The following is a 10,211-nucleotide window of genomic DNA, read 5'->3' on the forward strand; positions in this document are numbered from 1 at the left end:
GGGGCATGACGAGCCGGGCCAGGGCCCGGCCGCTGGCCTCCTGCCGCGTGCGCAGCACCCACAAGATGGCGGCGGCGTGCCGCCGGGTGAGCAGGGTGAGGCTGTCCTCGATCTGCTCGATCGCGGGCAGCGGCCGCTGCGCCTGCTCCAGGTACTCCTCGGCCCAGGTGACGATGAGCGGCAGGACCGGCAGCAGCGCCGCCCCGCGGTCGGTGTGGCCGTAGGTGACGTGGCGCGCAGTGTGCTCGGTGCGCTCGACGAGACCGGCCTCGCACAAGGTGCGCAGCTTGGGGTGGAGTTGGCTGTTCCGCAGCCAGGACACCTTGTCCGCGATCTCGCTGTAGCGCAGCGGCGGGCCGGACAGGGCCAGCATGATCCGCACGTTCCACCGCGGAGTGATCATGGCGAGGGCCTCGGTGACCCGGCCGATGTCGGCGGCGGTATCGGGAGGCAGAGCGGTGAGGGCCAAGGGAGAACTCCTCGTGGGGAAAGGGGAGGCGGCAAAGGGGTCAGCGGCTGCGCGCCGCGCTCCCGGCCGGGACGGCAGGTGCCGGCACCGCAGGGGCCGCAGGGGCCGCAGGGGCCGCAGGGGCCGGTGCGGGATCCGGGGATGGCTGGGGCGCGGGGACGCGTCCGAGGCTCTGGAGCACAGCGGTGGCCGTTGTGGCCTGGACATCGCGGGCGGCGACCGCTTCGGCGAGGCGGCGGGCGCAGTCCAAGACGTGCGCGATCTCGACGGCGCCGATGTGCCGCTCGGGATGGACGAGCTGGGCGAGGCGCTCGCGGTGGACGGCGATGCTCCGCTCGGCGCCGGCGAGCGTGCCGTGCATGGCGAGCAGGGCGCAGAGCATGCCGGGTGGCTGGTCCTGAGCGTGGGAGGCGAGGTCGGCCAGGGGTGCGCCGTACAGGTCCTCGATCCGTGCGGCTACGGCGGTGGATGTGAGGTCGGGGTCGGGCAAGCGGGGCTTTCACGGTCGGCGGGCCCGGGCCGCCCCGGCCCGCTGAGGTGCCGGGGCGGCCGTCGGAGGCAGGCTGGTGGTGATCTTGTGCTGGGCCGACTGGACGGGCCGTGGCCCGTCGGCGGGGGCCGGCATGGTGCGCAGCAGGTTGCCGAGCGCGGCGCGGTAGCCGTCGCGGGCGTCGAGCGCGGCCTGCAGCCACTGCGCGTCGAACCGCAGCTGGTCCGCGACCAGTTCGTCCATGTCGCGGTCGGGGGCCGTGGCGTCGTGTACGCGGTCGCGGACCCGGGCGACCTGCTCCTCGGCCAGAGCGAGAAACTGGCGCAGTTCCAGGGCGCGGATCACCGCAGGTGAGGCGTCGGCGCCGGTCGCCGCCGCGTGCAGCTCGGGGACGGGGACGCCGAAGACCTCGTGCAGGCGGGCGTCGGCGGTGCTGGGCTTGAGGGCGACGCTCAACGCTGCGCCGCCCGCCCGGTACGCGGCGCTGGGCCCGGCGCGGGCGCGGGCGGGCGCGCCACGCTGGTCTGCACCGCCGGGCCCCTGCCCGCCGCGCGGCCGAACCGGTCGGCGTCCCCGGTGCTCGGGGTCTGCGGGTCGAGAAGCCACCGCACGATCAGGGCCCGTCCATCGCGCACGGCGACGGCCTCGTTGACCCGGTGGGCGAGGTCCATCGTCGGATCGTCCACCTCGCCGGGCTGGGCTTCCAGCGCGGCCAGGAGAGCGTCCTCGGCCCGTTCGAGGGCCGCCTCGGACTCGATCAACAGGCCGTGCCAGGCGAGGAGTCCGGCCGCACCAGGAGTGGCCTCCGGTGCCGTGGCGGCCGCGGCCTTCAGCTGATCGATGCCCATCCGGTACTGCGCTTCGATCCGTGCGGTGAGCACGCCCACGACATCCTCCGTGCCGTCGGCTCTTTCATCGGACAAGAAAAACTCCTCTCCAAAGGGGCGCAGCGGCCGGGCTGTTTACCGGGCCGGACGCGGCGGACGAGCTGGGAACACGGCTCTACCGCCGAGGGGTTGCTGCCGGGTTCCTGTCAGTCGAGGCACATGCGGCCGTCGCGGTAGACGTAACTGCCGGAGACCCAGCCCTTGACGCCGGTGCTCTTGTCGGTGATGTAGTGCCAGTTGCCGCTCGTCCTGGAGACGGTGAACCGGTGGCCCTTGTAGAGCAGTCCGAGCGCGGTGGAATGTGCGGTGGCCCTGGAGCGGATGGTCACGGCCTGCGTGTGGACCGTGTACGGCAGCGGCGGCAGGTACGAGCAGTCGTCGACGGCGGCACGCGTCACGGTGGGGGCGGTGGCTGCGCCGGCGTTGGGGGCCGACAGCAGGGGCAGCGCGGCGGCGCCGATCAGCGCGGCGGATACGGCAATTCGGGTGGAGCGCATGCGGAAAAGACCTCCATACGGAAAAGGGAATGCACGGAAAGGCGACGGGGTTGTTGTCCCGGCGGCTGTATAAGAGTCCGGAGAACCGCCGGTTTGGCCAGCCGGTGATCGTCGGCTATGTTTCGCCGCCCGAATCGGTCGTGAAATTCAGCGCGGCCGGCCGGAGAGGCGGGGGGCCGGTGCCGCCGCCGGCGGGTGCGCCGCGCGGGCCTGAACCGCGGCCGGGCGCACCGGTGGCAGGAGGCCGGCCGTGCCGTCGAGCCGGTCCTCGCACCACTTAAGGGCCTCGTGGACGGTGGCGAAGCCGCCCTCGCGCAAGGTGCGCGTCCACGCCTCGGTGTCGACCTCCTCGACCACGACGCGAAACGGGACCGGGGCGCGCTCGTCGAGGGCGCGCAGGGCCACCACGATGACCATGTCGTCCCGGTCATCGCAGGTGTAGGAGTAACCCATCGCGTAGTGGTCACCGTCGCCCGCCAGGCGCCGCTCCAGCGCGCGCGTCGCCTCATCCGCCGGCGGCGGACCCAGGTCGGGGTTGAGGCCGATGGCATCAAGCGGACAGCCGCGGTGGACCAGCCAGGACTGCGCCATCGCGGGCAGCGGCAGCGCCGCCTGATCGAAGTCGAACGTCGACTTCGCCGGGTCCCGGTGCAGGTGGACGGCGAGGTACTGGGGGACGCCGGGGTGGTCGTAGGTGGGGGTGCCGTCGAACAGGACGTAATAGCTGTGCTCGTCGCCGGCGGTGTGGTGTTCGGCGAGCGGCAGGAGCATGTCCTCGCGCACCGCGACCTGGTCGTAGAAATCGCGGCAGACCGCGTCCTCGGCGTCGCACGCGTCCAGGCGGAAGTCAACTTCGGGTTCGGGCATGCGTCCCGGGTCGGGGGACGATGCGGTGGGGGACAAAGGGACCTTTCGGGAAGGGGGTCAGCGCCGGTGGGCCGGGGTTGAGGGCCAGGTCCCGGGCCGGGCCGCCGGTTTGGGCGCGGGGGCCGGGGCGGGGCGGGCGGTGAGCGCGGCGCGTCCGGCGTCGGTCAGGGCGACCGGCTGCCCGGCGTGCACGGGGTGGCCGGTATCCCGGCAGATGAGGCCGGCGCCCTCCAGCCGCTGCAGGTCGGCGTAGGGGATGCGGGTGCCGGAGGCCGCGGTCACCGACCACCGGCCGGTCAGCAGGTGCGCGTAGAGCTTGGCGCCGCCGGCGATGGCCAGCAGCGCCGCCCGGTCACCGGCCGACAGCGGCCCCCTCTGCTCCGGGGCCGCCCCGGCGGCCGCGGCCTCGACGGGCTCCAGAGCGGCCCGCACCCCGTCGGCGGCGGCGTCGCGGACGCCCGCGGCTTCCTCCAACTGGCCGACGGTACGGCCGATCCGCTGCAACAGCGCGCCGTCGACGGGAAACTCGCCGCCGGACAGGCGGTGCAGGAGGGTGCGGTAGAAGGTCACGCCCGTCTCCGCCCGGACCAGCTCGCGGTGCCGGTCGACCAGCCGGGCCTGCGGCTCGTCGAGGACGCCGCGGTCTCGGTGGTCCCCCAGCGCGTCGACGTCGTGGCCGGTGACGGCCTCGATGCGGTGATCGAGCGAGGAGAGCGCACGCCGGGCCGCTGCCGCCGACGCGGGATCAGGAGGCATGGGCGAGGCTCCTGTCACCGGCGGGCGTGGTGGTACGCGGGGTCCGGGGCGGGGCGCGGCAGGTGCGGCGTCGCGGAGGGCAGGGGCGCCGGGCCGCGGGCCAGGAGCTGCGGCGGGCGGGAGCGGGCCGCGTGGGTGCGGGCGCTCAGCGGCCGGTAGGTCATCCCCAGGCGGCGCCCGACCTCGTCGTAGACATCGTTGCCGGCCCGCGGGCGGACCGCCACGACGTGGATCTCCTGCCGGTGCGCGGAGGTCTCGGGCGCGGTCCGCACCCCGTAGACGACGCGCCAGTCCTTGCGGGGGTCGATGAACAGCTTGCGATAACCGGCCAGATCGCCGGTGAGTTGGCGCCCGTGGCGCTGGGCGTTCACCACTTCCTGCAGGTAGGCGAGGGTGAGATCGCGGATGTCGTCGGGGGCCTGGAGGAGGTCCGTCAGCGCGCGGGGATCGAGGCTCAGACCGAAGACCGCCCGCCGCCGCCCGCTCACGCCGCCGGCTCCGGGGGCTCAACGGACCCGGACGGCTCCGCACCGGTCGTCGCCTTCTGCATCCGGGCGGAGGGCGGCGGGCCGGGGAGGATCCGGTGGGCGGGGCGGTCCGGGGAGGTCATGCAGGCCGAGAGCGGCCCGCCCGGCGCGCGGATCGCGGCGACCGTGTGGGTGAGGAAGTCCCGGTGCCACACGAGCATGCCCGCCAGCCCCGCCTCGGGGTCCTTGTGCTGCTGGTAGGCGAGCCACAGGGCGTGCAGCCACGCCATGACGTCATCGTGCTCCTGCCAGCGCAGGCACCAGGGCGCCGCGGTGGTGACCTCCGCGCCGTAGACGGGCAGGAAGAAGTCGTCGACCCAGTCCGAGAGGGCGTCGAGTTCGTCCTCGCGCTCCTGCCCGGCCAGCTCCAGGATCGGGCGCGGCTCCGGCGGTGCCGGGGGCGGTGCGCCGAGCCCCGGCAGGCCGAACGCCGCCAGCGGCGAGCCGCCGGGATCCGGTGCGGCGGCCAGGTGGTCGAGCTGCTGCGCCTGCTGCGTCGAGCGCTCCATCAGCCGCCGGACACTGGCCTCGATCCCCTCCAATTCAGGGTCGGGAATACGGACTAGCTCCAACTCCCCCTCACCGGGGGGTTCTACGGGATCAGGCATGCGGAAATAGCCTCCTCGAAGGCAGGGAAAACGGGAAGCATCAGCGGTGACGAGCGGACTGCCCGCCGCACCACCGGAAAGGCAGGAGCTGCGCGGCGCTGCTGGTACGGAAGGCGGCGTCGATTACCGCCGCGGAAAATGCCGTGGGGCGTCAGGCGGTGAGGACCATGTCGTCCTGGGTGAGGGTGTCGCGGAGCGCCTGGGTGAGCCGCTCGGCCGCGACCGACGCGTAGTGTTCGGTCTTCTCCACGCCGATGAAGTCCCGGCCTTCCAGCAGGGCGGCCACGCCCGTGGAGCCGGAGCCGGCGCAGAAGTCGAGGACCGTCCCGCCCTCGGGGCTGATCTTGACCAGCTCCCGCATCACCGAGACGGGCTTTTGCGTGATGTGCCGGCGCTTGGCCCCGGACGGCTGTGAGGCGCTGTAGAGGCCGGGCAGGCAGACCGGGTTCCGGGCGGCGTCGATCGCCCCCTTCGACGCCCAGATGATGAACTCGCAGTTCTGGGTGAAGCGGCCCTTTTGCGGGCGGGCCTGGGGTTTGTGCCAGGCCAGCACGCCCCGCCACAGCCAGCCGGCCGCCTGGAGCGCGTCCGTCGTGGTGGGCAGCTGGCGCCAGTCGGTGAACAGCAGCGCCGTCCCGCCGGCCTTCGACAGCCGGTGGGCCTCGGTCATGATCTGCGTCAGCCAGAACGCGTACGAGCGCTGGTCCATGTTCTCGCCGGTGAAATCGGCGAGCGTGTGCTGGGCGTCGGCGGAGGTGTACTTCTGCTTCGCCGAACGGCTGGTGCGCTCCTTCGCCGTCCGCCCGCCGGAGTTGTACGGCGGGTCGGTGATGACGGAGTCGACGCAGCCGTCCGGAAGAGTGGCGAGGACGGTGAGGGCGTCGCCCTGGTGCAGGGAAAATGGCAAAGAGAACCCCGATTCGGGTGGGAAGCGCAAAGGAAATGCCCCAACTCGCGCAGGAGTCCCTGCGGGCCGAAATGAGGCGCACAGAAGCCCGAGACCGCAGACAGGGGAGGCGAGAGGAGTCCAAAAACTGTAGGGGCGAATGCGCCGACGGCCAAGAAGTCCGGTGCACAGGGGACGAATTCCGGCCCCTCACGGCCATTTTTTGGTGGACCGGCGATCCGGGCCTACTGTTTTTGAACCGCCCGGCACACCGCCGCCGGCTCCCCTCGGCCCCTGCCGTGCGGATATCCCTGCCCGGGTACCCCAAGCTCACGGTCCGGCCGCGCGGAGCGAGCGGCAACTCCCCCGCACCGGCTGCTCGATCGCCCCTCCCGGCCACCGCGTCCTGCCGCCACGCCACGCGTGCGCGGCGCGCCGGTCACCGCTTCCCCGAAGGACCCTCCATGACCTCCCGATACCCGCCCCTGCCCGAAATCTCTGACGCGCGAGCGCCGCGCTCCGGTTGAAGGCGCTCGCCGCCGGCCTCGGCGTCGTCGTCCTCTCCCCTCTCCTGCTCGCCGGCGGGGCCATGATGATGGCCTCCTCCGCCGACGCCGTGCAGCACGCCGCCTCCCCCGGCGACTGTCTGACCGGCGTCGACTCCGGCGAGGTCACCCGGCAGGTCACCAAGATCCTCGACGGGGCGTCCGGCAAGGACGTCCACATCAAGGGCCTGGACCTGCCGGCCGAGCAAGTACCCAACGCCCAGACGATCGTGGCCACCGGTCTCAGCCTCGACGTGCCCGCGAAGGGCGAGGTCGTCGCGCTCGCCACCGCGATGCAGGAATCACGGCTGCGCAACCTCAACTACGGCGACCGGGACAGCCTCGGCCTGTTCCAGCAGCGCCCCTCCCAGGGCTGGGGCACCGCCCAGCAGATCCGCGACCCCGTCCACGCCTCCGAAAGCTTCTACCAGCACCTGCTGAAGGTCGACGGCTGGCAGCAGATGACCGTCGCCCAAGCGGCCCAGGCCGTCCAGCGCTCCGGCTTCCCGGACGCGTACGCACGGTGGGAACCCCTGTCCACCGCCCTGCAGAAAGCCATCGTCAAGACGTTCCCGGGCACCGGCAAACACAAGCCCGGCCACGGCCCGGACACAGCCCCCGGCACGGGCACGGCATCCGGGACCGACAGCCCCGGCTGCGCCCCGGCGAAGGACGGCTCCGGGTACGGGCGCATCCCCGAGGGCAGCGTCCCGAAGGGCTACCAGATCCCCCAGAACGCGGCGCCGAAAGCCCATACGGCTCTGGCATGGGCGATGCGTCAGCTCGGCACGCCGTACCAGTGGGGCGGCAGCTGCACCGACGCGCACGGGCCCGATCCGATGAGCCGCTGCGACTGCAGCTCGCTGATGCAGCAGGCATACGCCCACGCCGGCGTCCATCTCACCCGCACCACGTACACGCAGGTGGCCGAGGGCAGGCCGGTCTCACCCCGGCACGCGCAGCCGGGGGACCTGCTGTTCGCCCGCGGCACCGCCGCCCGCCCCGAACACGTCGGCATGTACATGGGCGAGGGACTGGTGATCGAGGCGCCGCGCACGTCGAAGCCCGTGCGGATCACACCGCTCAAGGACTGGACCGTCCTCGCCGCCCGCCGCGTCCTGTGACAGCACCCCGGGCGCTCTCCCCTTTCTTCTTCCCCGTTTTCCCGCCGGCCCTCCCGGCGTGCGCAGCAAGGAGTTCCGCCGCCCCATGCCCCTGCCCCTTGCGGACCACGTCGTCCGCCTCGCCTACGACCCCGGCATCTCGCCCAAGGGCGGCGGCCTGCCCGGCCTGTCCGTACTGAAGAACGTCGTCAACTCGATCAACATGTTCGGCATCATCGCCGTCGTCGGCGCGCTGGCCGTCTCGCTCGGCGTGTGGGCCTGGGGCCACCACTCCGGCGGCCACCAGGCCGAAGCCAACGGCAAGAAGGGCGCGCTGGTCAGCGCGGGCGCGGCCCTCGGCCTCGGCGCCGCCAACGCGATCGTGACGTTCTTCAGCGCGCTCGGCTCGCAGGTCCACTGATGCCCAACCGCCTTTCCTCCCTGTCCCGGTACGGCAGCGGCTGGCCGGCCAAGAAGCGCATGGCCCTCCTCGCCCTGGCCGTAGCCGTCCTGCTCGCCCTCGCCGCCACCATCGCCTGGTTCGCCAACCGGGGCGAGCCGCACCGAGGCCATCACGCCCCGTCCCGCGCGAGCAGTTCCCCGCCCGCCGAGACCCCGCCGAAGCCTTCCGTCGGGCCGGGGTCGGTGGCGCGGCCGCCGCAGATCTCCGAGCCGATCGCCTACGCCAAGGCCGCGGCCCGCCTGCTGTGGTCCTACGACACCCGCGACACCAGCCGCGACCAGCAACTGGCCGGGCTGCGCGCGTGGATGACGACGGAGAGCGCGTACGCCGACTGGGCCTCGGTCTCCGGGCAGGTGCCCGATCCGGTGCTGTGGTCGCGCATGGCCGACCAGCGCCAGCACGCCAGCGCCACCGTCACCGAGGGGCACTTCCCCTCCGCGTTCAAGGCGGCGCTGGCGGATGATCCGTCCGCGATCACCAAGGCGTACGTCTACGTCGTCACCGTCAACGGCAAACAGCACCTGGCCTGGAATAACGGCGGCGGCGGTGCGGAAGAGCGGGCCGTGACGCTGGCCGTGCAGTGCCGCCCGGACCACGACTGCGCCCTGGCCGCCCTGGCGCCCAGCGTCACGCAGTGACCTGACCCCGACCGAAAGGAGGGCATGTTCCCTTGGGTTTCTGCGACCTTCCGCTCGCGGACCAGCTGTGCGCCGCCAAGGACGCGGTCGACTTCGCCTCCAACCCGGGCAAGGCCATCGGGGACTGGCTGGCCAAGAGCGCCGGTGAACTCGCCACCGCCGCCGCCGACCTGGCGGCCAAGGCCGTCGACGCCACCACCAAGATCGACCTCAACGCCGGCTGGTTCCGCGACAACTACGAAATGCTGCTGCCGATCGGCCTGGTCCTGCTGGTCGCCACCTTCTGCGCCCAGCTCGTACGGGCCGCCATCCGACGCGACGGCCAGGCCCTCACCCAGGCATTCACCGGCACCGTCTCCGGCGTCCTGTTCGCCTTCTGCGCCATCGCGCTGACCACCATCGCCATCGAAGTCGTCGACGCGCTGTCCGACGGGCTGTTCAAGGCCGCGCACCTGAGCGTCGCATCAGCCGTGCGGCGCATCGTGAAGGTCTCCCAGCTCGGCGCCCTGTCCGGACTGGGCTGGCTGGTCGCGGTGTTCGCCGCTCTCGGCGCCGCCCTCGGGGCCGTCCTGTACTGGTGCGTGATGATGGTCCGCAAGGTGGGGATCCTGGTCCTGGTGACCCTGGCCCTGTTCGCCGGCGCCGGGGGCGGCTGGGAGGCCGCCCGCCGGTGGCGACGCGGCTGGATCGAGGCCACCGCCACCCTCGTCGCCAGCAAGCTGTTGATGACCGTCATCTTCGTCCTGGGCGTCGCCGCCATGGGCAAGACCGAGGCCAAGGACGGCATCGGGGCCCTCGCCGACGTCATGACCGGCATCGTCATCATGGTCCTGGTCCTGATGTGCCCCTACGCCACGTTCAAGTTCGTGCACTGGGCCTCCGAGGGCTCGGACGGCGAGTCCCTGCACCGCGCCGGCGGCGCGGGCGCGCAGCTGGCCAGGCAGCACGGCCAGCGCGCGGGCCGCAAGGCCGCCTCCCTGGCGGCCAGTGCCGGCAGCGGCGGCGCGGCCGCCGCCACAGGCGCAGCCCCTCAAGGCCCCGACACTGGTCCCGGCGCAGGCGGCTTCCCCGGCGACATCGCCTCCCACGCCACCCCGGCAGCCCCCGCCCAGCAGGGTGCACACGGCTCCCAGGGTGGCGGCTCGGGCGTATCGCCCGGCGCCGACGCCGCCCAGTCCGGCGTGGAGAAGGCCGTGCAGCCCCCGCCGACGAGCGCCACCGACGACACCAGCGGCCAGACGGGCGGCACTCCCCAGCCGGACGGGCCCGGAGCAGGCGCCGCGTCCGGACCGGACGGCGGATGGCAGTCCGCCCCGCCGACGACCACCCCGCCGCCGCAGGGCGCCCCGCCGCCCTCCGGCTCGCAGACCGCCGAAACCGGCGGGACCGGCGGGACCGGCGGGTCGGCCTCACCGCCTCCGGCCGGCCTGTGACCCTCTGCCCGACCGCCCGGGGCGGCAAGCGCTGTGCGTCTG

14 protein-coding genes are annotated in these 10,211 nt (G+C 73.1%); 4 read left to right on the top strand and 10 right to left on the bottom strand.

Annotation, left to right across the window (positions count from 1 at the left end):
• The 10 genes from ACFU99_RS19445 to ACFU99_RS19490 all read right to left on the bottom strand — a co-directional run.
• A partial coding sequence (locus tag ACFU99_RS19445; RefSeq protein ID WP_384393443.1) for a winged helix-turn-helix transcriptional regulator occupies nt 1–469 on the bottom strand: 469 nt, incomplete at its 3' end.
• Nucleotides 470–509: 40 nt separating this feature from the next.
• A complete protein-coding gene (locus ACFU99_RS19450; RefSeq protein ID WP_384393446.1) occupies nt 510–959 on the bottom strand; it encodes a hypothetical protein in 450 nt (149 codons plus the stop codon).
• 9 nt (nt 960–968) lie between these two features.
• Complete coding sequence (locus ACFU99_RS19455; protein ID WP_384393449.1) at nt 969–1,415, bottom strand: hypothetical protein; 447 nt, start codon at nt 1,413–1,415, stop codon at nt 969–971.
• A complete protein-coding gene (locus tag ACFU99_RS19460) occupies nt 1,412–1,882 on the bottom strand; it encodes a hypothetical protein (RefSeq protein WP_384393452.1) in 471 nt (156 codons plus the stop codon). The genes ACFU99_RS19455 and ACFU99_RS19460 overlap by 4 nt, the downstream gene beginning before the upstream one ends.
• A 110-nt stretch (nt 1,883–1,992) precedes the next feature.
• Nucleotides 1,993–2,343, bottom strand: coding sequence for an SH3 domain-containing protein (locus ACFU99_RS19465; protein WP_384393455.1), 351 nt, complete (start codon nt 2,341–2,343; stop codon nt 1,993–1,995).
• 147 nt (nt 2,344–2,490) lie between these two features.
• Nucleotides 2,491–3,210: a hypothetical protein gene (locus tag ACFU99_RS19470; protein ID WP_384393458.1), complete on the bottom strand. Its 720-nt coding sequence runs from the start codon at nt 3,208–3,210 to the stop codon at nt 2,491–2,493.
• A gap of 57 nt (nt 3,211–3,267) precedes the next feature.
• Nucleotides 3,268–3,966, bottom strand: a complete 699-nt coding sequence (locus tag ACFU99_RS19475; RefSeq protein WP_384393461.1) for a hypothetical protein — start codon at nt 3,964–3,966, stop codon at nt 3,268–3,270.
• 14 nt (nt 3,967–3,980) lie between these two features.
• Nucleotides 3,981–4,454, bottom strand: coding sequence for a hypothetical protein (locus tag ACFU99_RS19480; protein WP_384393464.1), 474 nt, complete (start codon nt 4,452–4,454; stop codon nt 3,981–3,983).
• Nucleotides 4,451–5,002 carry a DUF4913 domain-containing protein gene (locus tag ACFU99_RS19485; RefSeq protein WP_384393481.1) on the bottom strand — a complete coding sequence of 184 codons (552 nt, stop codon included), beginning with the start codon at nt 5,000–5,002 and terminating at the stop codon, nt 4,451–4,453. Before ACFU99_RS19485 ends, ACFU99_RS19480 begins: the two co-directional genes overlap by 4 nt.
• 250 nt (nt 5,003–5,252) lie before the next feature.
• Nucleotides 5,253–6,008, bottom strand: a complete 756-nt coding sequence (locus tag ACFU99_RS19490) for a DNA-methyltransferase (RefSeq protein ID WP_384393468.1) — start codon at nt 6,006–6,008, stop codon at nt 5,253–5,255.
• 502 nt (nt 6,009–6,510) lie between these two features.
• Here ACFU99_RS19490 and ACFU99_RS19495 point away from each other — a divergent pair.
• From ACFU99_RS19495 to ACFU99_RS19510, 4 genes are all read left to right on the top strand, one after another.
• Nucleotides 6,511–7,656, top strand: coding sequence for a C40 family peptidase (locus ACFU99_RS19495; protein ID WP_384393471.1), 1,146 nt, complete (start codon nt 6,511–6,513; stop codon nt 7,654–7,656).
• An 85-nt stretch (nt 7,657–7,741) separates the two neighbouring features.
• Nucleotides 7,742–8,056 carry a DUF6112 family protein gene (locus ACFU99_RS19500; RefSeq protein WP_384393473.1) on the top strand — a complete coding sequence of 105 codons (315 nt, stop codon included), beginning with the start codon at nt 7,742–7,744 and terminating at the stop codon, nt 8,054–8,056.
• Nucleotides 8,056–8,736 carry a hypothetical protein gene (locus ACFU99_RS19505; protein ID WP_384393475.1) on the top strand — a complete coding sequence of 227 codons (681 nt, stop codon included), beginning with the start codon at nt 8,056–8,058 and terminating at the stop codon, nt 8,734–8,736. Before ACFU99_RS19500 ends, ACFU99_RS19505 begins: the two co-directional genes overlap by 1 nt.
• 32 nt (nt 8,737–8,768) lie before the next feature.
• Nucleotides 8,769–10,169, top strand: a complete 1,401-nt coding sequence (locus tag ACFU99_RS19510) for an ATP-binding protein (protein ID WP_384393478.1) — start codon at nt 8,769–8,771, stop codon at nt 10,167–10,169.
• The last annotated feature ends 42 nt before the right edge of the window (nt 10,170–10,211 follow it).

This window comes from Streptomyces sp. NPDC057654, from assembly GCF_042800135.1.
GTDB lineage: Bacteria > Actinomycetota > Actinomycetes > Streptomycetales > Streptomycetaceae > Streptomyces.